This is a genomic window from Pseudomonas sp. C6002 (assembly GCF_013385805.1).
Lineage (GTDB): Bacteria > Pseudomonadota > Gammaproteobacteria > Pseudomonadales > Pseudomonadaceae > Aquipseudomonas.
Window position 1 is genome coordinate 420,071 of record NZ_JACAPH010000017.1, and the last position, 23,001, is coordinate 443,071.

Consider the following 23,001-nt stretch of genomic DNA (forward strand, 5'->3'; position numbering starts at 1 on the left):
CTCGCGAAGGTCGTTAACGATAGCGCGGTTGTCTGGATGACCGCGGTGCATTGACGTTTTTCGCGAGCAAGCTCGCTCCTACAGGGCTCGATCAGGCGTTTTGCGCCTGCAGAAAAATCGAGAACAGCTCCGACTGGGATTTGATCCCTAGCTTGCTGTACATGTGTTTCTTATGGACTTTCACGGTTTCAACAGAGATTTCCAGCTTACGAGCGATTTCCTTGCTGGAGCAACCACTGAGCATCAAACGGCCCACATCCAGCTCCCGCGCGGTGAGTTGCGCGCCCCAGCCATCGTTGTGGATCGGCTGCTCCGGAGCGCTCACCTGGTTGAGTTCATGGGGCAGGCGCTGGCGCAGCAAGCCCAGTACCCACGGTTGAATCAGCGACAGCAGGGCAATCTGCTGTGGGTCAAAGCGCTGTTTGGAGCCCAGGGACAGGCACAGGGTTCGCCCGTCCGGTTGCTGGCAGTTGAACTGGATTTCATCGGCCACCACGTTCAACCGGAAGTAGCGCTGGTAATACTCGGTCAGCTCGAAATGCTCCGGGGCCACTTCGGCCAGGCGAAACAGTCCGGTGCGCGAGTGTTCGCGGCTGGCGATGTAGAAGGGATCGAGCAGGTATAAACCGTTGAGGTAATCCTGGAACAGATGGTCGGGTTCGCCGTCCTGGCCCGGGCATTCGGCGAACACCAGGGGTTTGTGCTCGCTGCTGAACAGCAACACCACCCAACTGTCGAACGGCACATATTGGTCCAGCAACCGGACCAGCTGCGTCCAGAAATTCGGCTGGTCCAGGGCGTCTATCATCTGCCCCACCGAACGGTGCCAGGCGATGTCTTCCAGCGACAATGTCATGCATCTACCCCCATAGGGTTAACCCGGCTGCGTGATTTCCCGAGTGTTCGCGGCTGCGCATACTGCGCCACAGATAAAGAACAAGGAATAACCATGAAGGTCGAATTTGCCCAGCTGGCAGGCCGCGATAACGGCACAGCTTACAACCTTGAGCGCGCGTTGGCGGCAATTGCTGCGTGTGCGGCGGATACCCAATTGGTCGTATTCCCGGAAACCCACCTGATGGGCTTCCCGACCGCCGGCACCGTGGCCGAGGTGGCCGAGCCGGTGGACGGCCCGACCGTGCAGGCGATTATCCAGGCCGCGCGCGCGCGCAACATCGCCGTGGTGATCGGCATGGCCGAGAGCGACGCGGGCCAATTCTATAACACCACCTTGATGATCACCCCGGACGGCATCGCCCTGCGCTATCGCAAGACCCACCTGTGGGCCTCGGACCGCGGCGTCTTCACCCCGGGTGACCGCTACGCCACCTGCGTGTGGAACGGCGTGCGAGTTGGCCTGTTGATCTGCTACGACATCGAATTCCCGGAAACCGCCCGGGCCCTGGCGCAGTTGGGCGCTGAAGTGTTGATCGTCACCAACGGCAACATGGACCCGTACGGCCCCACCCACCGCACTGCGATCATGGCCCGCGCCCAGGAAAACCAGGCGTTCGCGCTGATGGTCAACCGAGTGGAAGAGGGCGACGACGGCCTGATGTTCGCCGGTGGCAGTGCGCTGGTCGACCCGTTCGGCAGCTTGCTGTTTGAAGCCGGGCGCGGGGAAGGGCAGTTCAGCGTTGAACTGGACCTGGGGCAACTGGCGGCGGCGCGACAGGACTATCGCTACCTGGATGACCAGCGCTTGAAATTGCCGGGGGAGGTGATTGAGCGCGAGGACGGGACGCGGGAATTGTTGATCCCCAAACCCTGACACGGGTCTCGTGGCAAGGATGCTGTTGTGGCGAGGGGGCTTGTCCCCCGTTGGAGTGCGAAGCGCTCCCGCTTTTTCTGGGGCCGCTTCGCAGCCCAACGGGGGACAAGCCCCCTCGCCACAGAAGCTGCATTTCACCAAAAAGCTGCTTCAACCATAAAAATTATTGCGTTCGCTGCACCGACTTCAGTTCTGCCATAAATCTAATAATTGCGCGGAGAATCGCTCATGGCTCGTTTGCAACGCACCCTGTCGTTAGGGTCGGTGGTGCTGTTTGGCATCGCCTATATGACACCGATCATTGTCCTGGGCACCTTCGGTATCCTGGCGCAATCCACCGCCGGCATGGTCCCGGCCGCTTACCTGGCCGCCCTGGTGGCGATGTTCTTCACCGCCATGAGCTACGGCCGCATGGCCTCGGCGTTCCCGGTGGCCGGGTCCGCCTACAGCTATGTGCGCAAGGCCATCAGCCCCAAGCTCGGGTTTATCGCCGGTTGGGCGGTGTTGCTCGACTACCTGTTCCTGCCCATGGCCATCTGGCTGATCGGCGCGGCCTACCTGCATTCGGCCTTCCCGGCCGTGCCGCAATGGGTCTGGGTACTGGCGTTTATCGGGGTCACCAGTGTGATCAACATCATCGGCCTGAAACTCGCCAACGGCATCAACGCCTTGCTGATGCTGGTGCAGTTCCTGGTGCTGGTCGCCTTCGTCGCGCTGTGCATCCACTACATCGGCGGTGATGCGAGCAAGCCGCTGTGGACCATCACCCCGTTCTTCAACGGCCAGATGCAAATGCCGTTGATCATGAGTGGCGCGGCGATCGCCTGCTATTCGTTCCTGGGCTTTGACGCGGTCAGCACCCTGACCGAAGAAACCCGCGACCCGCGCCGCACGATTCCCCGGGCGATCATGCTGATCACCCTGATCGGCGGGCTGATCTTCGTCGGTGTGTCGTACTTCGTGCAGATCGCCCACCCATCGTTCGAGTTCACCGACGTGGATTCTGCCGCCTACGAGATTGCCCGCAACATTGGCGGCGACCTGTTTGTGTCGATCTTCCTGATCGGCCTGATCGTCGGCCAGTTCGCCTCGGGGCTGTCGGCGCAGGCCAGTGGTTCGCGGTTGCTGTTTGCGATGGGGCGCGACGGGGTGTTGCCCAAGTCGTTCTTCGGTACCTTGCACGCGCGCTTCGGTACGCCGGTCAACAGCATCCTGCTGTGCGCGGTGGTTGCGTTACTGGCGTTGAGACTGGACGTCACCACCTCCACCTCGTTCATCAACTTCGGTGCGTTCCTGGCTTTCAGCCTGGTGAACCTGTCGGTGATCTTCCACTACTGGATCGGTGCCAAGCAGCGCGGTTTGCGGGAGTTGGTGCTGTTCCTGGTGTTCCCGACCATCGGCCTGGTGGCGGATTTGTGGTTGATGGTCAGCCTTGATCACCTGGCGATTTACCTGGGCCTGAGCTGGTTGGCGATTGGCCTGGTGTACCTGGGTTTCCTGACGCGGGGCTTCTCCCGGCAGCCCCCGGAAATGGACTTCCAGGAAGCCGCATAGAAGCTCGGGGTCTATTCTTATTGCAATCGGTTCTCGTTTGGGTGCATCATTTGTGTTACTGTATAACGCTTGATGTTCACCCAGACGCCCCGGAGGCCTTATGAAACCTGGTATCCACCCCGACTACCGCACCGTGTTGTTCCATGACACCGCCGCCGACGTTTTCTTCCTGATCGGTTCCACCGTGGAAACCGACCGTACGCAACAACACAGCGACGGCAATACCTATCCCTACGTGCTCCTGGACGTGTCCAGCGCCTCGCACCCGGTGTACACCGGCCAACAGCGCAAGACCCAGTCCGAAGGCCGCATCGCCGGCTTCAACAAGCGATTTGCGTCGTTTGGTTCGGCCGGTAAAACCGCCGAGGCGTGATGCACCGCGCGTTACCTCAGGGCCGCTTCATTCAATGAAGTGGCCCTTTTTTATGCCCATCTGACGAAGTGATGTCGCAAGGCCATCGCTGCAAAGAAAAACCGACTAAACTGCTGGGTAATGGCCAGGAGGCTGTTACCTTGACCGTAGGACACGCACATCGACGCTATACGAGGTGCCCCATGGGAGAGTCAGTAACCTTCGCAAATCCCGACCGCCCGGTGGTGCTGTTGATTGACGCACACCCGGACGTGCTGGACCGCCTGACGCAGTTGCTGCGCCTGGAACCCTTTGAATTATGCAGCGCCACCGACGCCGCTCACGCGCTGGCGATTCTGGCGCAGCAACCCGTCGACCTGGTGATGAGTGCCGCGCGCCTGCCGGACATGGACGGCGCCACCCTGCTTGCGCAGATCCACCATGATTACCCGCACACCGTGCGCATCCTGCTGACCGGTGAAACCGACCTGACGCTGATCATCAAGGCCATCAACGAAGGGCAGATCTACCGCTACCTGAGCAAACCCTGGAAAGACGAAGAACTGCTGCTGGCGTTGCGGCAATCCCTGGCCCATCAACACTCCGAGCGTGAGCGCCTGCGCCTGGAGCAATTGACCCGCCAGCAGAACGACGAACTCAAGCAACTCAACGCCAGCCTGGAAAAACGCGTGGCCTCACGCACCAGCGAGCTGCAGCAAACCGCTGACATGCTCGACCTGGCCTACGAAGAACTCAAACACAGCTACGCCACCGGCACCGAAGTGTTCTCGCTGCTGGCCAACCTGCGCTTGCCCCGAGCCAAGCAAACCAACCGGCAGATCATCGAGCTGGTGCGCACCTGGTGCCACGGCCGCGGCCTGGATGAGGCCAGCAATCGCGACCTGACCATGGCCGCCGCGCTCTACAACATCGGCAAGTTGAGTTGGAGCGACAACATGATGGTCTCTCCCAGCGACCTGCTGCACAGCACCTACCGTGAGCGGTACCGGGCGTATCCGGCCCAGAGCGAATCGTTGCTGATGACCCTGGAACCGATGAAAGACGCGGCACGCTTGATCCGCCATCACCAGGAACGCTGGGACGGCAGCGGCTTTCCCGACCACCTCAAGGGCGAAGCAATACCTGTAGGTTCGCGCCTGTTGAAACTGGCGGTGGACTTCATCGAACTGCAACGCGGCTTGATCCTCGAACGGCAGATGAACAGCGACGAAGCGCTGCTCTACATCCGCAAATACGCCGGGCGCCTTTACGACCCGGACATGGTCGAGGACTTCATCCAGGCCTGCGCCGCGTTCCTCAGTGACGTGACCCTGGGCGACCCGTCGGTGAAGGTCCTGACCACCCGCGAACTGGCCGAAGGCATGGTGCTGGCGCGCAACCTCAACGCCGACAACGGCATGCTGCTGCTCAACGCCGGCAAGGTGTTGAACCTGCTGCTGGTGGACAAGCTGATTGCGTTCGAGGCCATGGAAGGGGCGAAGTACAGCGTGTTCATCAAGGAGCCGGATGAGGCACTGCTTTCGGGGTGAGACCGGTTCATGGGATCCTTGCGCCTTTGTATTCAAGGCGACCTTTTCATGACCTCCACCATTCGCATCGCCGCCGCCCTGCTGATCGGCAGCGACGGCCAGACCCTGCTGGTACGCAAGCGCGGCACCCAGGCCTTCATGCAGCCGGGCGGCAAGATCGATGCCGGCGAGCAACCCGCAGAGGCTTTGGCCCGTGAGCTGCACGAAGAACTGGGCCTGCGAGTTGATCCGGCGGCGGCTGTGTACCTTGGGCAGTTCTCGGCGCCGGCGGCGAATGAGCCGGGGTTTGTGGTGCAGGCCGATTTGTTCCAGGTGCACATCGACGTGGCGGTGATGCCGGCTGCCGAGATTGAAGAGGTGTGCTGGATCGACCCGGCGGGCGACGGCGGTTTGCAGCTTGCGCCGCTGACTCGGGATTTGATTCTGCCGTTCTATCGCGCCTCTCTGATCCCTGCCTGATCTTGTGGCGAGGGAGCTTGCTCCCGCTGGGGCGCGAAGCGGCCCCAGGATTTTTGGGTCTGCTGGGCAGCCCAGCGGGAGCAAGCTCCCTCGCCACAGGTATCCGCTACAGGTCAGCGAACGGCGCTGACGCCGTCCAGGGTCGAAAACGAGGTGTCCTTGGCCGTCAGCAGAAAATCACGCATGTACGGCGCGTCCAGCATGTCGGCGCGAATCCCGGCGTACAGCGTGGCAAACAAACCTTTCTCCCCCAGCCGCTTGGCCTTCACATACCCCCGGGAGCTGTATTCATGCAGCGCCCAATGGGGCATGCCGCACACGCCGCGACCGCTGGCCACCAACTGCATCATCATCACCGTCAGTTCCGAGGTGCGCACCTGGGCCGGTTCTACATCCGCCGGTTCCAGGAAGCGGGTGAAGATGTCCAGACGATCCCGCTCCACCGGGTAGGTGATCAGGGTTTCGCTGATCAGGTCTTCGGGCACGATGTACGGCTTGTTCGCCAGCGGGTGCTGGTTGGCCACGGCGAGCATGGCTTCGTAGGTGAACAGCGGTACATAGGTGATGCCCGGCAGCTCCAGCGGGTCCGAGGTCACCACCAGGTCCAGGTCGCCACGGGCCAGGGCCGGCAGCGGCGCGAAGGCGAAGCCGGAGGCCAGGTCCAGCTCGACTTCCGGCCAGGCATCGCGGAACTGGTCGATGGTCGGCATCAACCACTGGAAGCAACTGTGGCACTCGATGGCCATGTGCAAACGCCCGGCCGTGCCGCCGGCCAGGCGCGCGATGTCGCGTTCGGCACCGCGCAGCAAGGGCAGGGTGGCGTCCGCCAGTTGCAGCAGGCGCAGGCCGGCGCTGGTGAAGCGCAGCGGCTTGGTCTTGCGCACGAATAACTGCATGCCCATGCGCTCTTCCAGTTCCTTGAACTGGTGGGAGAGTGCTGATTGCGTCAGGTGCAGACGCTCAGCGGCCTCCACCAGGCTGTCGGCTTCGCGCAAGGCGTGCAGGGTCTTGAGATGGCGGATTTCGAGCACGGGGTCTCCATGAATATAACTTGTGACAAATTCGGATCGGTTGAGTTTGTCTCATGTTGATAGGCCTGTCGACCGTCGTGCTCAAGTCCCGCCGCCTCACACCCCGGCAAAGTGCCGGGTGGCCAGCGCTCGCCCGATATTGCCGCGCCAGATAGGGTCCACCGCGGCCCCGGCTTGCGCCTGGGCGACTTGCCATTGCAGGCCCAGGTTGCGCTGCTCAGGAATCTTCAAGTGGGCCTTGGTGAATTCGTCGAACTGCGCCCCGGCCTTGTCGTAGTGAAAGTGCGCGTACCACAGGGTGGCGGGCGGCGTTTGTGTCAGGTCCTGAACCACGTATTCCTGAAGATAATCCGCCCGTCCTTTCTTGCCTTCATTGAGGTTGCGGGCCGGTTCGCCCTTGCGAATCTCCACCACCCGTTGTTCGCGAAGGTAGTCCAGATAGCCTTCGGTGGGGGTTTTGCTGGCGAGGGTCTGGCGGATTCGCAGGTTGCGGCCCTTGATGGTCAGCTCCATGGCCTTGGCCCGCAGTTGGCGCACGAGGTCCTCGGTAGGGTCCAGGCGTTCCAGGCGATTGGCCCGCAGGTTCAACTCGGCCGCTTCACTGACCAGCAGGTGCTCCAGGTCCACCGGCAGCATTTTTTGCTCGGTGTAGGCGGTGGCGCGGCTTTCGTACAGCGCGACGTTGTCCAGGCGAGCCCTGGCTTCGCTTACCACGAACGGCTTGACGTTGGACTCCGGCGGCGCGGGTTCCGAGGCGGCAATGTCCTTGAGCCGGGACTTGCCGCCGGGGCCCTTCACCCAGGTCTCGACGCGCCCGCTGGCGCTCTCAACCTGGTAAGTGGTGGCTTGGGTTTGTGGGTCGATGCTCTCGGTGCCCACCAGGGAAATATTGTCCTCGGTGTCGAATACCCGCCGCACGGGTTGCCCGGCCGGTGGGCGGCTTGCCGGCGACTCCTTGATGGCCCGGCGGGCGAGTTCGATCATCTGGTCAATGTCGACGAAAAACGCACTGAGTTGCGCCTGGTCGAAATGCTGGGGGTAACCGAGGTTCCAGGTGCGGATGGTCAGCCGGAATTGTTCATAGGCCTGTATGCAGTCTTCCAGCACCTTGCGCCGCTGTGTGATGTTGGCGCTGGCGTTGGGCAGTTCAAAATGCGAAGCCCATGCGCGGTTGACTTTGGCGTAGCTGTCCCGGGCCTGGGCCCGCAAGTAGAACCAAGACAGCTCGGCAACTTCGGGGTAAGTCTCAAGGGTATCGAAGCGGTGTAAAAATTTCAGGTGCGTGCGGTAGCTGTCATTGAGCGTACGTCGGAATTGCTCCAGCATCGGGCTTAGCCGGGTACGGTGGGCGGCATCGGTAACCTGATCGAACCAGCGGTTGAACTGGGAAAAGTCGGCATCGATCCGGTCCAGGTCACGCAGAATCTCGCTGCTGATCCTTTTACGCTGCCGCAGGATCTCCAGCATGGCGGGAACGATTGCCAAGGTGTCGAAAACCTCGGGGGAGATGGCGGTCATGTTATGGGTTCCAAGCTCCAGGATCCGTGCCTCGATCTGCTTGAAGTGATAGCGCGCCCGGTTCAGGGTGGTCAGGGTCAGGCGCGCCGCATTGCGGCTCATGTCCTCTCTGATCGCGCGCTGGCGGTTGCCGCTGGTAAAGGGCACGAACTCCGTCAGTTCCTGATACTGGCGGCTGTACAGCTCGATGTCCTGCTCGAAGGCTCTGCGGATCGCCGGGCCTGCGCTGTCGGTGCGGGCCATCAGTTCTTCGGTTCGGTTAATGGAGAGCGCAATCAGGTCTTCGCGGCTGTTGATACTGTTGGCCAGCGCCTGTTGGCGGCGCAGGGCGCGGTCGGTCCACCAGCGTGGCAAGTAATCACGGATCGACTGGGGCCAGATCGGATCAAGCACTTCGGCCATATGCCCGAGCACGCTGCCGCCACCCGCCAGGCCACCCTTGAATGCGCTGCCGTAGACGCCGTAGTGAGTGTCCCATTCGCCGTTTTCATCCAGGGCAATCGGCTGCTTGTAGGTTTTGCTGCGGGTCGGGCTCAGGCGCCAGTCCAGGGGATCGCCGGCCAGCTCAACCTGATAGATGCGCCCGCGCCGCATGATGAAGTCGCCTTCGGTATGCCGGTACACATTGCGATAAAAACCGTGGGTCTGCGGTTGCAGCCCGGCCAGCGAGATCACTCCTTCATATTCATAACCGGCGAAACGCTGTGCCGCCCGCCGAGCCTGGGTGACCGAGGGCAGGTGCAGGCTGGCGGCGCTGCTGGCCAGATGGCGCAATTGACGCTGGCGCGTGGCGGCGCGGGCGTTGACCGGCAGGACGAGGCTGCCCGGCAGAATGTCCATGGCGCAGTCGATCAGCGACAACAGCACCGCCTCGACCTCGGCCAGGCCATGGCCGACGTTCCCGCGCAGGAACGCAGCAGTGGCCAGGTTGGCACTGGACCAGGCGTCATACAACGCGACGACCGAACCCACGAAAGGCACCAGCCCCAGGGCGATTTTCAGGTAGTTGAAGATCAGCCCGGCGCGCAGCGCATTCTGCTCCAGCAACAAGGCCGCGTTGGAGCGCGAGGTCGCGCGGTGCGCTTCTATGACGCGGCCCATATGGGCGTTCAGCAAATGGGCGGCCAGCGAGGTGGTGGCCGGCCACGGGGTTCCGACGGCAAAGACCGGATCAAAATTCCGTTGCTGGGCCTGGGCGATCCGGGCGAGGTGGGCGGCGGTGTCGCCCTTGATGGCCAGGCCGGCCAGGTAGGCGCTCATGCCGCTGACCAGGCTGAGGTCGTAGAGCGCCTTGCGGGCCAGTTCCAGGCTCGGGTAGCGCCGCAGGTCCTGGTTGTCCGGGCTGTTTGGCAGGTACAGCAGGGTTGTGCCGGAGATTTGTTCCTGGATGAAGGTGATCCCTGACAGGGTGGTCGGACCAAAGTCGGTATCTTCACCGCCCGCACTCAGCGTGGCCGGCAGCAGCGCGATTTTCTTGCCCTGCGCCTGCCAGGCATCCGCGTTGTCGGCGTCGATGGCGATGTTCAGCAGCCGCAGATCGTTGTCGTCGAATCGCCCCAGGGCCCGCGCGCGTTTGCCTTGCAGCATGAGCATCAGGCGCAGGGGCTCGGTCAGGCATTCGCGACGGTGCTGCGTGGTGAAAGGCGCCGCCGCGGGATCACCGAGGAAGGTGCGGGTGATCAAGCTTTCGTAGGCCCCGGCGAGGTCCAGCTCCTTGACCAGGGTCTTCAGGTATTCCAGGGACAGGCCGGTGGTCAGCCGGGTGGTTTCAGGGGCATTGGGGCCGGAGACATCGAGCTTCATGTAGGTCAGGCGCTGGGCCAGCGTCGGGTCGATGTTTTGCTGGGCCAGTTGCAACAATGACAGGGTGCTGCGGCGGGCACTGGGCACCGTCACATACTTGAACGGTGTACCCGGGCCCGCGTATTCGGACAGGTATTCGCGCTCCTGGCTGACCGTATCGGGCAGGTCCAGTTGCACCGACCAGGTGTGTTCAAGCTGGAAGTCTTCGCGCAGGCGTTGGTCCAGGCGGCGCTGGCCGAAGTCGTCGAAGGGTTCCAGCTCGCGTTCGAGCAATTGCTGCGAGCGATGCAGGGCGCTGATCTGCGCGTGTATCAGGTGCTTGAGTGCCAGGCGTTCATCTGCCGGCAACTGGCTCAACTCCCCAGGCAGTGCCCCGGCCAGGGTGCTGCTGCGTTGTTGCTCGAGCAGTTGTCCATACGCCAGTTCCCGCGCCGGGCACACCGGGGTTTGCAGGGTAAACAGGGTTTGCTCTTTGAGTCTGTCCAGGCCTTCGGTTCGCTCCTGGCCGAACGGAGGCACCGGGAAGAGGGAGATCAGCGCATACGCCTGTTGTTCGCTGGCGTACAGCTGCTGTTGCAACGAGTATTCAATCGGGTCGCCGGTGAGCAGCGACAATTGCAGGGTGACGTCCTGCGCTTCGCTCGACAGCTTGAACAGCGAGTGTTCCAGGGCTTGGCGGGATTCGAAACGCTGCAGGCCCCCTGCATTGCCGGGCCAGTACAGCAACAGGCTGTGGGGCGCCGAAGAGGTCAGCGCGCTGGTCTGGGTGATGAGCAACAGGCCTGTCAGCTCCTCGGAACCTTCCCTTGGGTCACGGCTGGAGAGGATCAGGCGGGTCACCGCGACAGCCGGGCGGCGTTCCGGGGCCGCGGGGTGTTCCGTGACGGCCAGGAGCAGGCCGTGTTCTTCATCGCTGATCTGCTGGAGCGCGTGCTGGATGGCGCCCTCGGCGCGCAGGGCGGCGAGCCGCGCCTGGTAGAGCGCGTCATAGTCCGGATTGGGTTTTTGCCGCAGCTCAAGTTGATCGAAGGCGGCTTTTTTTGCCAGCAGGCCGCTGGCGGCATCATTGCCGGCCTGCTCTGCGTCTTTCAGCGCTTGCATCAAACCCTTCAACTGCGCCAGCCGGGCGGTTTGCTCAGGGCCATCGCCCAGGAAGCGCTCCAGTGCGCTGCGTTGCAGCCTGATCGCGGCCCAGCGTTGGCCCAGGGCAATGTCGGCGCTGAGATGGCCGAAGGGCAGGGCAGGAGGCAGGTCGTCAGCGTCCGGGCCGGGCGTATCTGCCGGTTGATGCGGTGCGATAAGCATCGGGATTTCCCGGCGCTGGCTGTCCAGGCGGTCGGCATCATCCAGGGCATGGCTGGCGTAACGGGCCAGGTCACTGCCATTGCGATGACGGTTGCGCAGGCTTTCCAGCTGAGCCGCGTGCAGGTGCGACAGCAGGTCCAGAATGCCGTGCTCCAGGGGTTCGGTGCGCGAGCTGTATTCGACGGTGACAGCGTCAGCCGCGACGTCCGGCGGGATCAGTTGCTGATGCGCTGCGACCAGCCACTGCTCCATGTCGCGGCGTTGGCTGAAGACCATCACGCCGGGTTGCCGGCAGGGCAGGTACAGGGTTTGTGTCAACAGCGGCTCCTGGCCCACGGAGATGACCCAGGCGCCAGCCAATTTGACCTTGCTCTGGTCGGGCAGCAGCAACGCCAGCTGGCAGGTCTCGACGGGGCGTACGCCATTGGGGGTGGTGACCGGGTTGAGCACTGTCTGCAACGAGATCAGTTGTTGGGCACCCAGCCTTCCCTGGGCATAGGCCGATTGCCCGCAGGCCTCGAAATGCTGGCAGTACAGTTGTGCCGCCCGCTCGCGACGGGACAACGGCGTACCCGGCGCCCGGGTACTCCAATAGTTTTCCCAGCGGGCGCTGAGCAGTTTCCCCAGGCCCAGTGCCTGGAGCCGCTTGAGCAATTGCACGGGCGTGAGGGCTGACAGGCGGTGGGACGCCAGGCCGACCACGGTGCTGCGGGCATCCAGGGTGGGGGAGATGTCTGGAAACTGGCAGATAAATCCCCAGGCATCCACCAGGCTGACGAAGTGCTCGTCGTGATCTTCGGTCTTGAGAAAACCCAGGCCGACCGGTGCGGCGCCCAGTTGCCAATGCTCTGTGAGCAGTTGTTCGATGGAGTCGCGCACGCCGGGTGCCTGGGCAATCAGTTGATGCAGTTCCTGTTGGCTTTCGCGCCAGCGCGCTGAGGCTTGCAGGGACAGGCTCTGGTCCTGGAGGCGGGCCTGGCCTGGAAGCGACGGTGAGGCGAAGTCGCTCAGGGTGGCAGACGGGGGAAGTAGGGTGAGGTCACTCATGATGGTGTGTTCATGCTCTGGTGAGACCGGGCTTGCCGGTGAATGCACCATTAAAAAGGCGGGGCCAGGGCGTGAGGTGATAGATAGATACGCGGATGACCGTTGGGCGCCCTTCATCAAACTGTCACTGAACTGTGGCAGCGCGCTTGTACAAAGTTCATCAGACTCGCGCTCTACTGGGGTTCTGCGTTTCGGTGTTTTTCATGCGCGTGTTGTTTTTCATGGCCGCTCTGTTATTCGGCCTGCCGTCCTTTGCGGCTTCTCGATGTGATGTGAATGTCCCGACTGAACGGGTTGATCTGGAACAGGTGAGCCTGGCCTACCAGAGCATTGGTCGTGCCTCCGACCCGGCCTTGCTGCTGGTGATGGGCCTGGGCGGGCAGTTGATCCACTGGCCGGACGAAGTGGTGGTGGCCCTGTGTGAGCAGGGCTTTCGGGTGATTCGTTATGACAACCGTGATGTCGGGCTGTCCACCTGGCGCCAGGCACCGGCCAGCGCCAACCTGACCTTTGAAGTGCTGCGCTACAAGCTCGGCCTGCCGGTGGCGGCGCCCTACACCCTGACCGACATGGCGGACGACGCACTGGGCTTGATGGACGGCTTGCACATCCAGCAATTCCACGTGCTGGGCGCGAGCATGGGCGGCATGATCGCCCAGCACCTGGCGGCCATGGCGCCGCAACGAGTGGAAAGCCTGACGCTGATCATGACCAGCTCCGGCGCCGAAGGCCTGCCGGCACCGAGTGCGGCGCTGGTGCAACTGTTGTCGCGCCGCAGCGCGCCCAATCGTGAAGTGGCCCTGGAACAACAGGCCGACCTGCTGGCGGCGCTGGGCAGTCCTTATGTGAAGGATGATCGCAAGGTGCTGTTGCAGCAGGCGGCGCAGTCGTACGACCGGGCGTTCAACCCTGACGGTGTGAAGCGCCAGATCATGGCGATCCTTGCCGAACCGAGCCGGGTGCCGTTGCTCAATCAACTGCGGGTGCCGACGCTGGTGGTGCATGGCACGGCCGATCCGTTGTTGCCGGTGATGCATGGGGTGCACCTGGCGGCGCATATCCAGGGCAGCCAGTTGCGGCTGATTCCGGGGCTGGCCCATCGTTTCCAGGAGGCGTTCAAGGCGCCGTTGCTGGCGGCGGTCTTGCCCTACTTGCAAGCGCATCGGCAGGATGCGGCGCATTGGGCGCAGATCGACCCGGTGGTGCCTGCGAAGGTTTTGTAAGGGCTTGACGGGGTGTATCGTGGGACCTTTCCGGCGTTTAATGCCAGCGAGGTTGCCTAGTCATGAGTACTCCCCTGAAAATCGATTTCGTCAGCGACGTGTCGTGTCCCTGGTGCATCATTGGCCTGCGTGGCTTGACCGAGGCCCTGGACCAACTGGGTCCGGAGGTGCAGGCCGAGATTCATTTCCAGCCGTTTGAGCTGAACCCCAACATGGCTGCCGAAGGGCAGAACATTACCGAGCACATCACTGAAAAGTACGGTTCCACGGCTGAGCAGTCCCAAGCTAACCGGGCGCGGATTCGTGATATGGGTGCGGAGTTGGGGTTTGCGTTTCGTACTGACGGGCAGAGTCGTATCTACAACACGTTTGATGCGCATCGCCTGTTGCATTGGGCGGGGCTTGAGGGGTTGCAGTACAACCTCAAGGAAGCATTGTTCAAGGCGTATTTCACTGACCAGCAGGATCCGTCTGATCACGGGACGTTGGCGGGGATTGCCGAGGGTGTTGGGCTGGACCGTGTGCGGGCAGAGGAAATTCTGGCTTCGGACGAATATGCCGCCGAGGTGCGGGAGCAGGAGCAGTTGTGGGTGTCTCGCGGGGTGACTTCTGTGCCTACCATCGTGTTCAACGATCAGTACGCGGTGAGTGGTGGGCAGCCGGCTGAGGCGTTTGTCGGGGCGATTCGGCAGATTATCAGTGAGGCCAAGGGCTGAATGGGGCTGTCAGATAAAAATCAAAAGCAGCCGACCTGAGTGTTAGAAGCAAAAGCAGAGCCGCTTTATGTGGGAGCGGGCTTGCTCGCGAAGAACCAGAGGGCGCCGCGTTGAATCAGGATGCCCGAGTCATCGTTAACGACCTTCGCGAGCAAGCCCGCTCCCACATTTGGAGCGTGCCCGCCTTTGATTTTGCTGTTGCTTCAATCAAACTTATAGCTGATGGCCGTCTGCACCTGCCCCTGATTCACATCCCCGGTCTCCTTGACGATGCTGCTATTGGCCGCTGACCCCACCAGGTGTATCCAACTGGCACTGGTCAACAGCGACCACTTCGCATCCAAAGGAAACTCAAAACTCTGCGTCAACGTCAGGTTCTGAAACCCGGCACTGGCGTTATACGGCCGAAACCCGGAGGCCGCAGCCTCATTGGCATCCACCCCGAAAAACGTCTGCGCCTGGCGGGCATCGGCAAAGTGCGCCATCAAGCCGGTGCTGCCGATAATGCCGCTCCCCAACGGATAACCCAACTCGCCGCCGAGCTTGCCCACCACGCCGCTTTGATCACGCGCCCCGCCCACGGCCTGACCCACCTGTGCATACACCCGCCAGAACTCAGCCGGAGCGTATTGGATGAAACCGCCGATCTCGGCCATGTCCGAAACATCGCGTAACCCACGCAACGAGCCATTGGCCGTGCGCCCCGGCAGGTAATTGATATAGGGCCCCGCGGTAAAACCGTTGGTATTGAGCGCACTCCAGGTCAGCCCATCGTCGGTACCCAGGCTGACACTCCCCCAATCCAGATCGAAATAAGGGATCGGCCGCGTTTCGTAGCGGCTGCCCGTGGGATCGTGGGGCTGATAGCTGACGCCTGCGCCGGCTTCACCGGTAATTCCGTCCGCCAGCGCAGCGCCGCAAACGCCCCACAGCCCCAGCAAACCGGTGAATACAGCAAAAGTAACCCTGAACATGGAGCCATTTCCTTTTGTGAACATGCGCGCATGAACGCGCAAACGCCCTGCCTTAGGCAAGCACTCATCTAGGTTGTAGCAAGCTACAAAAATTGTAGCAAGTTCCGACACAACCACACGCCGATACCCGCCAAACCCTTTGAAAACAGGGGTTGGTGGCACTTGGCACACTCCATGCTCTATCCCCTGCAAGCGCAACAGCGCGTTCCTACTTCATAGGTAAATGCAGATGATCCACTGGCATATCGTGTGTGACTTCGACGGGACTATCACTCCTACCGACGTCATCGACAACGTCCTCCAACGCTTCGCCGGCCCCGAGTGGGAAACCATCGAGCAGGAATGGCTGGATGGGCACATCGGTTCGCGCGAATGCCTGAGCCGTCAACTGGCGCTGATCAAGGCGACCCCGGCCGAGTTGCTGGCGTATTTCGACAGCGTCGAGATCGATCCGGACTTCCCGGACTTCGTCGACCACGTCATGGGCCTGGGCGCTTCCATTGAAGTGGTCAGCGATGGCATCGAACAAGGCATCGCGCGGATTCTGTCGCGCAACTACGTGACCTTGCTGCCGATCCTCGCCAACCGCCTGCGCCAGGTCGACCAGAACAGCTGGCGCATCGACTTCCCGTATGCCAGCGACGCCTGCCGTGCCGCCTCCGGCAACTGCAAGTGCAAGTCCACGCCGCGCAACAAGCGCGTGCTGGTGATCGGCGACGGCAAGTCCGACATGTGCGTAGCCTCCACCGCCGACTTCGTCTTCGCCAAGGCCAGCCTGGCCGACTACTGCGAAACCAACAACATCCCTTACGCGCGGTTCGACACCTTCGCCGAACTGCCGGCATTGCTGGCCAAGCTGCCTCAGGGCATCGCCGCCAACGCCACCTCCTTCAGCACCTCTTCCGACAATCAGGAACTCTTCCACCATGTCTGATATCCGCATCGCTACCGCAGAAGACCAGGTTCTTCTGGATAAAGAAGCCAAGTACTGCTCCTACGGCGACACCGTTCACTACATCGACCCGCCGCGCATTTTCAGCCGTTGCGAAGGCTCCTACGTGTGGGACACCGAAGACCAGGCTTACCTCGACCTGCAAATGTGGTACTCGGCCGTTAACTTCGGTTACGCCAACCCGCGCCTGAACAACGCGCTGAAACAGCAGATCGACACCCTGCCGCAAATCGCCAGCCAGTACCTGCACAAAGGCAAGATCGAGCTGTCGGAAATGATCGCAGTCGACGCCAAGAAAAAATTCGGCCTCGACGGTCGTGTGCACTTCAACGTGGGCGGTTCGCAGTCCATCGAAGACTCCCTGAAAGTGGTGCGTAACGCCACCAACGGCAAGAGCCTGATGTTCGCCTTCGAAGGCGGCTACCACGGCCGTACCCTTGGCGCTTCGTCGATCACTTCGAGCTACCGCTACCGTCGTCGCTATGGCCACTTCGGCGAGCGCGCCAACTTCATCCCGTTCCCGTACCACTTCCGCGGCCCTAAAGGCATGACCAAGGAAGAATACGGCAGCCACTGCGTGCAGCAGTTCGCCCGTCTGTTCGAAACCGAATACAACGGTGTGTGGGACCCGAAAGTCGGCCAGAGCGAATACGCCGCCTTCTACGTCGAGCCGATCCAGGGCACCGGCGGCTACGTGATCCCGCCGATGAACTTCTACAGCGAGCTCAAGCAGGTCCTCGACCAGCACGGCATCCTGATGGTCGTCGACGAAATCCAGATGGGCTTCTGGCGTACCGGCAAGCTGTGGTCGATCGAACACTTCGACGTCAAGCCGGACGTGATCGTCTTCGGCAAGGCATTGACCAACGGCCTGAACCCGCTGGGCGGCATCTGGGCCAAGGAAGAGTTGATCAACCCTAAGATCTTCCCGCCAGGCTCCACTCACTCCACCTTCGCGTCCAACCCGTTGGGCACCGCGGTAGGCCTGGAAATGTTCAAGATGACCAGCGAAGTCGACTACGGCGCAATGGTCATGGCCAAGGGCAAATACTTCCTGGCCGGCCTGCAAGAGCTGCAAAAACGCTTCCCGATCATCGGCGACGTCGACGGCCTGGGCCTGGCACTGCGCTGCGAAATCTGCGGCCCGGACGGCTTCACTCCGGACAAGGCGACCCTGGACTACATGGTCGAGGAAGGCATGAAGGGCGACATGGTGGTTGACGGTCAGAAACTCGGCCTGATCCTCGACGTGGGCGGCTACTACAAGAACGTGATCACCCTGGCACCGTCGCTGGAAATCAGCTACCCGGAAATCGACCTGGGCCTGAAGCTGCTCGAGCAACTGCTTGTGCGAGCGACCAAACGGTGAGCAGCCACGAGATCGACCTCGGTGAAGGTGATGCCGGCTTCGTTCTCGGTAGCGGTCCGATTGGGATCCTGTTGATCCACGGCCTGACGGGCACCCCGACGGAACTCCGTCGGGTGGCCCAGGGGTTGGCCAAGGTCGGTAACTGCACGGTGTACGTGCCGACCCTGGCCGGCCACTGCGGGGACAACAGCGACCTGCAAGCCACCGGCTGGCAGGACTGGTACGAAGGCGTGCGCAAGACCTTCGTCGCGGTGAAACAGCGTCACGAGCAGGTATTCGTCGGCGGCTTGTCGATGGGCGCGGTGATGTCGATGTACGTGGCGTCGCAGTTCCCCGGCCAGGTTGCCGGCTTGCTGATGTACTCCACGACGTTGAAGTACGACGGCTGGAGCATCAACAAGATGGCGTTCATCACGCCCTTGCTGATCCGTATTCCCTTCGGTGTGCGCCTGTTCCGCTTTACTGAAAAGCCGCCCTACGGCATCAAGAACGAGCGCCTGCGGGCGATCGTCGAGCGGCAGATGAAGGAAGGGGAGAGCAGCGAGGCGGGTCTCTTGACCATGGAGGGCGTCACGGTGCGCGAGTTGCACTGGATGAATGCCGTGGTGAAGAAGCTCATGCCATCGATCAAGACCCCGGCCCTGGTGCTGCATTCCATCGAGGATGACATCACCAGCCGTTGGAACGCCGATTACGTGGAACGCCATCTCGGCGGCCCCGTGACCAAGATCCTGCTGGACAACTGCTACCACATGATCACCGTCGACCTGCAATACCGTCGGGTGATCGAGTTGAGTGCCGAGTTTGTCGGGCAGCACGCACACGCCACAGAGGCACCTGAAGATTATCGACAGCTGGCTTGAACCCTAAGGATTTGACGTGATCACCGCCCAAGCCTTTTCGACCATTCGGGCCATCGAACGCAGTGCCTGGAACGACTGTTTTCCCGATGCCCTGGAGGATTGGGACTATTACGTGGCCGTGGAAAACGCCGCTATTGATGACTTTCAGTGGCGCTACCTCGCGGTGTTTGACGATGCAAGGCTGGTGGCGGTCGCGCCGGCGTTCATCACGCGGTATCGCCTCGACACCACCGTGTCAGGCGTAGGCAAGCGCTTTACCGAGCGCCTGGAGCGACTGTGGCCGGGTGTTTTGAAGTTGGGCCTGTATGCCATCGGCTCGCCGGTGGCGGAGCAGTGCAATGCGGGCATCGCCAGCCACGTTGCCGAATCAGGGCGCGAGGCTCTGCTTGCGCAATTGCTCGCTGCCGCGCGCCAGGATGCCGATACGTTCGGCGTCGGGCTGGTGGCGGTCAAGGATGCACCGACCAGGGACGAAGGCTGGTCAAACAGCTGCCTTGGCGCGGGTTTCCAGAGCATGCCCAGCCTGCCAACGGCCTTGTTGCCGATCCCTTTTGGTTCAGTGGACGCCTACCTCGGTTCCCTGGACAAAGCCACCCGCAAGGACCTGCGTCGCAAACTGCGTGCGCCGGGGCCGCGTGTCGAGTGGCGACGCAACATCGACGACGTACTGCCGCGCATCATGGCGCTGTATGAGGCCACCCTGGAACGCTCCGACCTGCAGTTCGAGCGACTGCCGGCAGGCTATTTCACCGGTATCCTTGAACAGCTGCAGGAACGTGCGGTCTGTGTGCTTTATTGGGTGGACGAGCAACTGGTGGCGTTCAACCTGATCCTGCTTAACCGGGATCGCCTGATTGACAAGTTTTTCGGCGAAGACAGTAACTACAGTCGCGAATACAGCCTGGCGGTGCGCAGTTGGTTAACCAACATCGACTACTGTATTCGCAACGATATTGCGTTATATGAATGTGGTCAGGCCGGCTATGCCAGCAAGTTGCTGCTGGGCTGCGAGTTCCAGGGCAACAGCATGTTTTTCCGCCACCGTAACTGGCTGGTCAACCGTGCGCTGTTCGTTGCAAAAGTGTTTCTCCGACCGGATCGATCCGACCCTGCCATGGCTGCTGCGATAAGCGAAACCTGATGATCAACAAGACCCGCCAAAAAGCCCGCCCCTTTGCCATTTCGCGTTGGAGCGTCCAGCGCAAGCTGGTGTTGGCGTTCTGGCTGGTGACGGTAATTCCGACGATGATCGCGGCGGAGCTGGCCGCCACGACGTTGTCGCAGATCTTCGACAGTAACGTGCGTATCTGGCTGCAGGAGTCGACCAAGATCGTCAAGGACGAGATCGGCGACATCCTCCACGACAACGCCCGGGTCGCCCAACTGTTCCTGCGCTACACCAAGCCGCCGTCGTCGCGCCAGGCCGAGAAACACGACAAGCTGACCGCTGATATTGCCGCCGCCACCGACATCGACGTGGTCGCGCTGATCCGCAGCAGTGACCACAAAATCGTGTTTACCACCGCCGCCGACGACATCGTCAAGCAAATAAACCTGGCCAGTAATGCGGTGTTGCAGACGGTCGAAGTGGGTGGCGTGACCACCGGGGTTGTGGTGTCCACCTTCGAGACCAGCGAGGACGGCGTCGATTATCAACTGCTGGTGGCCACTTATCTGGACAGCAGTTTCCTGACCAGCGTGGCCGATGTGCATTCCCTCGACCTGCGCTTGTACCTGGCCAACCCCAGCGGGTTTTCGGAGATTTTCTCCACCCAGCGCTTTGTCGATCACCCCGCGCGGATTCCTTCGAGTATCGAATCTGCGCTGCGCAGCACCAAGCAGCCCAGCGAACAATTCACCAACAACTACAGCGGTTTGTACTGGCCGATCTTCAACGATGCCGGCGAGCTGCAAGGGGTGATCTTCAGTGGCTTGCTGCGCCATACCAGCCTGGTGGGCCTGGTGAACCAGAGCAATCTGTTCGTGTTGATCTTCCTGCTCAGCTCGGCGTTGTCCCTTGGTGCGGGCATGCTGGTGTCCCAGCGCCTGACCCGGCCATTGCGGGATCTGTCCGAAGGCGTCAGCGCGGTGATCTCGGGTAACTATCAGCACCGTGTGGCGGTCAGCGGCGGCGACGAGTTGGCGCAACTGAGCAGCACCTTCAACCACATGACCGAGCGCCTCGGTGAGTTGCATCACCTGGAAGCGCAACTGCGCCGCCGCGACCGCCTGCATGCACTGGGCGAAGTGGCCATGGGCCTGGCCCACGAAATTCGCAACCCGCTGGGCATTATCAAGACGGCCACCCAGTTGCTGCATCGCCGCGCCGATTTGCCGGAAACCGACAAGCGTCACCTCGAATACGTGATCAGCGAAGTCAGCCGGATCAACGACCTGATCACCGAATTCCTCGACTTCGCCAAACCCAGTGCACCGCTGCGCACCGTGCAGGCGGCACGCCCGGTGGTGGAGGAGATCCTCGGCTTCTGCGGGCCTGAGCTTGCGACCCATAACATCGACGCGCAAATTGATGATGCGGCTCCCGGCGCGACGATTTATGCCGATGCCAAGCAGCTCAAGCAGGCGTGCCTGAACCTGATTCTCAACGCCATCGACGCCATGCCCGGAGGCGGGCGCCTGACCCTGGGCATCCACAGCGTGGGCGGCAACACGGTGATCAGCATCGGCGATACCGGCGAGGGCATTGCGCCGGACATGATCGAGCGGATCTTCACACCATTCGTCACCACCAAGGCATCGGGCACGGGCTTGGGTCTGGCCAAAGTGTTCTCGATCATGGAAAGTCATGACGGCAGCATCGAATGTGTCAGCGAGACAGATGCCGGCGCCACCTTCAGCCTGTACATTCCGGCCCAGGGTGCAGACGACGGCGATGATGAGGATGGTGATGACGCATAACGTATTGGTAGTTGACGACGAACCCAAGCTCTGTGACTTGCTTTCGTCGGCCTTGAGCCAGAGCGGGATCCAGGTGTTTACCGCCGGCAACGGCCTGCACGCGCTCAAGGTGCTGGAGCAGGAAGACATCGACCTGGTGATCAGCGACTGGCGCATGCCCGGCATGGACGGGCCGGCGCTGCTGGCGGAAATCAAGGTGCGCTACCCGCAACTGCCGGTGATCGTGATGACCGCCTACAGCACCGTGAAGAACGCGGTGCAGTCGATGCGCAACGGCGCCTACGACTACATCGCCAAGCCCTTCGATATCGACGAGCTGGACATCACGGTGGCGAAGGCCCTGCAGTTTCGCGACATCATGCGCGACAACGCGCGCATGCGTGCCGAGTTGGATGAACATGCGCAGTTCGACAGCCTGGTGGGTGACAGCCCGGCGTTCCGCCGCGTGCTGCACGCCGTGGACTCGGTGCGCGACAGCAACGCTACGGTGCTGCTGACGGGCGAAAGCGGCACCGGCAAGGAGATGGTCGCCCGTGCCATCCACAAACACGGCAACCGCGCCGACAAGCCGTTTGTGGCGGTCAACTGCGCGGCAATCCCCGAAGGCTTGCTGGAAAGCGAGATGTTCGGCCACCGCAAGGGCGCCTTCACTGGCGCCGTGGCGGATCGGGTCGGGCGCTTCATGCAGGCCGACAAGGGCACGTTGTTTCTCGATGAGGTGGGTGACATGCCGTTGGCGTTGCAGGCGAAAATCCTGCGGGCCTTGCAGGAGCGGGTGATCGAGCCGGTGGGTGACCCGCGCGAGCGCAAGGTGGATGTGCGAGTGATCGCTGCCACCAACAAGAATTTGCTGGATGCGGTGGCGAACAAAGAGTTTCGTGAAGACCTTTACTACCGCTTGAACGTATTTCCGATTCCGCTGCCGGCCTTGCGTGAGCGGGTGGAAGATATCGCGCCGCTGGCCCGGCACTTTGCCCAGACCTTGAGTGCCACGGCGGGCAAACGCATCACCGGTTTCAGCCCCGAGGCGTTGCAGGCCATGGCGGCGTATTCCTGGCCGGGCAATATTCGTGAGCTGCAGAACTGTGTGGAGCGGGCGACCATTGTCGCGGCGACGCCGGTGATCGAGGATATTGATTTGCCGGCGTATCTGTTTGCTTCGACGCCTGCTGAGGATGGGGTGGGTGCGATACTCAGCAACGGGCCGGGTGTGCCGCAGGATCTGGATGCGGCGCTGGCTGAGGTGGAGAAGGCTTACATCATGGCTGCGTTGCAGGAGAGCAACGGGGTGCAGGCTGCGGCGGCGCAGAAGATCGGGATTTCCGAGCGCAGTTTTTGGTATCGGTTGAAGAAGCTGGGGATTCAGGTGGACAAGATTGTTCGCTAGGGGGCGCTGAGCGGTTGCTTGGGGGCATATCCGCTATTTAGGTAACGGCGACTTATGGTTCCGCTCTTACAGCGGGTCACTTTTGGCAAACGCCCGGAATGCCGGCCCAGCCAAAAGTAAAAGGTCTTTGCCCCACCACTCGGTGCCTCGCTTAGGCTCGGCATGCCCGCACTCCGGCCCGGTTCCGCGGGCCGCCGCGACGGGCCAT

Annotated in this window: 17 protein-coding genes; 13 read left to right on the forward strand and 4 right to left on the reverse strand. The window is 61.8% G+C overall.

Features of this window, described 5'->3' with window-relative positions; all coding sequences use genetic code 11:
* Nucleotides 1-91: 91 nt before the first annotated feature.
* Nucleotides 92-856: a LuxR C-terminal-related transcriptional regulator gene (locus HX817_RS12230; RefSeq protein WP_003216446.1), complete on the reverse strand. Its 765-nt coding sequence runs from the start codon at nt 854-856 to the stop codon at nt 92-94.
* A 93-nt stretch (nt 857-949) separates the two neighbouring features.
* On the opposite strand from HX817_RS12230, the gene HX817_RS12235 reads away from it, so the two are divergent.
* The 5 genes from HX817_RS12235 (at nt 950) to HX817_RS12255 (ending at nt 5,686) form a co-directional block, all read left to right on the forward strand.
* Nucleotides 950-1,771: a carbon-nitrogen hydrolase family protein gene (locus HX817_RS12235; protein WP_003216449.1), complete on the forward strand. Its 822-nt coding sequence runs from the start codon at nt 950-952 to the stop codon at nt 1,769-1,771.
* A gap of 228 nt (nt 1,772-1,999) precedes the next feature.
* Nucleotides 2,000-3,325, forward strand: a complete 1,326-nt coding sequence (locus HX817_RS12240) for an APC family permease (RefSeq protein ID WP_003216451.1) — start codon at nt 2,000-2,002, stop codon at nt 3,323-3,325.
* Between the two features lie 100 nt (nt 3,326-3,425).
* Nucleotides 3,426-3,698, forward strand: a complete 273-nt coding sequence (locus HX817_RS12245) for a type B 50S ribosomal protein L31 (protein ID WP_003216453.1) — start codon at nt 3,426-3,428, stop codon at nt 3,696-3,698.
* Between the two features lie 182 nt (nt 3,699-3,880).
* Nucleotides 3,881-5,227, forward strand: a complete 1,347-nt coding sequence (locus tag HX817_RS12250; protein WP_177040305.1) for an HD domain-containing phosphohydrolase — start codon at nt 3,881-3,883, stop codon at nt 5,225-5,227.
* Nucleotides 5,228-5,275: 48 nt separating this feature from the next.
* Nucleotides 5,276-5,686 carry an NUDIX domain-containing protein gene (locus tag HX817_RS12255; protein ID WP_177036176.1) on the forward strand — a complete coding sequence of 137 codons (411 nt, stop codon included), beginning with the start codon at nt 5,276-5,278 and terminating at the stop codon, nt 5,684-5,686.
* 113 nt (nt 5,687-5,799) lie between these two features.
* On the opposite strand, the gene metR is transcribed toward HX817_RS12255, so the two are convergent.
* Nucleotides 5,800-6,717, reverse strand: coding sequence for a transcriptional regulator MetR (gene metR, locus HX817_RS12260; RefSeq protein WP_003216460.1), 918 nt, complete (start codon nt 6,715-6,717; stop codon nt 5,800-5,802).
* Nucleotides 6,718-6,813: 96 nt separating this feature from the next.
* Nucleotides 6,814-12,390, reverse strand: coding sequence for a dermonecrotic toxin domain-containing protein (locus tag HX817_RS12265; protein WP_177040306.1), 5,577 nt, complete (start codon nt 12,388-12,390; stop codon nt 6,814-6,816).
* Nucleotides 12,391-12,593: 203 nt separating this feature from the next.
* Here HX817_RS12265 and HX817_RS12270 point away from each other — a divergent pair, with 203 nt between their 5' ends.
* Both HX817_RS12270 and HX817_RS12275 read left to right on the forward strand, forming a co-directional pair.
* Entirely contained in the window at nt 12,594-13,613 is a 1,020-nt protein-coding gene (locus tag HX817_RS12270) for an alpha/beta fold hydrolase (RefSeq protein WP_032899419.1), read from the forward strand.
* A gap of 62 nt (nt 13,614-13,675) precedes the next feature.
* A complete protein-coding gene (locus HX817_RS12275) occupies nt 13,676-14,329 on the forward strand; it encodes a DsbA family oxidoreductase (RefSeq protein WP_003216466.1) in 654 nt (217 codons plus the stop codon).
* A 203-nt stretch (nt 14,330-14,532) separates the two neighbouring features.
* Here HX817_RS12275 and HX817_RS12280 read toward each other — a convergent pair whose 3' ends face one another.
* Nucleotides 14,533-15,303, reverse strand: coding sequence for a MipA/OmpV family protein (locus HX817_RS12280; protein WP_008435532.1), 771 nt, complete (start codon nt 15,301-15,303; stop codon nt 14,533-14,535).
* A gap of 229 nt (nt 15,304-15,532) precedes the next feature.
* Here HX817_RS12280 and HX817_RS12285 point away from each other — a divergent pair, with 229 nt between their 5' ends.
* The 6 genes from HX817_RS12285 to HX817_RS12310 are packed head-to-tail and all read left to right on the forward strand — an operon-like array spanning nt 15,533 to nt 22,793.
* Entirely contained in the window at nt 15,533-16,237 is a 705-nt protein-coding gene (locus HX817_RS12285) for an MtnX-like HAD-IB family phosphatase (RefSeq protein ID WP_008435530.1), read from the forward strand.
* The gene (locus HX817_RS12290) at nt 16,230-17,624 is read left to right on the forward strand and encodes an aspartate aminotransferase family protein (protein ID WP_003216473.1); all 1,395 of its coding nucleotides are present in this window, start codon (nt 16,230-16,232) and stop codon (nt 17,622-17,624) included. Before HX817_RS12285 ends, HX817_RS12290 begins: the two co-directional genes overlap by 8 nt.
* Entirely contained in the window at nt 17,621-18,487 is an 867-nt protein-coding gene (locus HX817_RS12295) for a carboxylesterase (RefSeq protein ID WP_003216475.1), read from the forward strand. The genes HX817_RS12290 and HX817_RS12295 overlap by 4 nt, the downstream gene beginning before the upstream one ends.
* 16 nt (nt 18,488-18,503) lie before the next feature.
* On the forward strand, nt 18,504-19,628 hold the full coding sequence (locus tag HX817_RS12300; RefSeq protein ID WP_177020514.1) for a GNAT family N-acetyltransferase: 1,125 nt from the start codon (nt 18,504-18,506) through the stop codon (nt 19,626-19,628).
* Nucleotides 19,628-21,406: a HAMP domain-containing sensor histidine kinase gene (locus HX817_RS12305; protein ID WP_102369840.1), complete on the forward strand. Its 1,779-nt coding sequence runs from the start codon at nt 19,628-19,630 to the stop codon at nt 21,404-21,406. Before HX817_RS12300 ends, HX817_RS12305 begins: the two co-directional genes overlap by 1 nt.
* Nucleotides 21,396-22,793 (forward strand): sigma-54 dependent transcriptional regulator, encoded by a 1,398-nt coding sequence (locus HX817_RS12310; RefSeq protein ID WP_003216481.1) that lies wholly within the window; start codon nt 21,396-21,398, stop codon nt 22,791-22,793. Before HX817_RS12305 ends, HX817_RS12310 begins: the two co-directional genes overlap by 11 nt.
* Nucleotides 22,794-23,001: the final 208 nt, after the last annotated feature.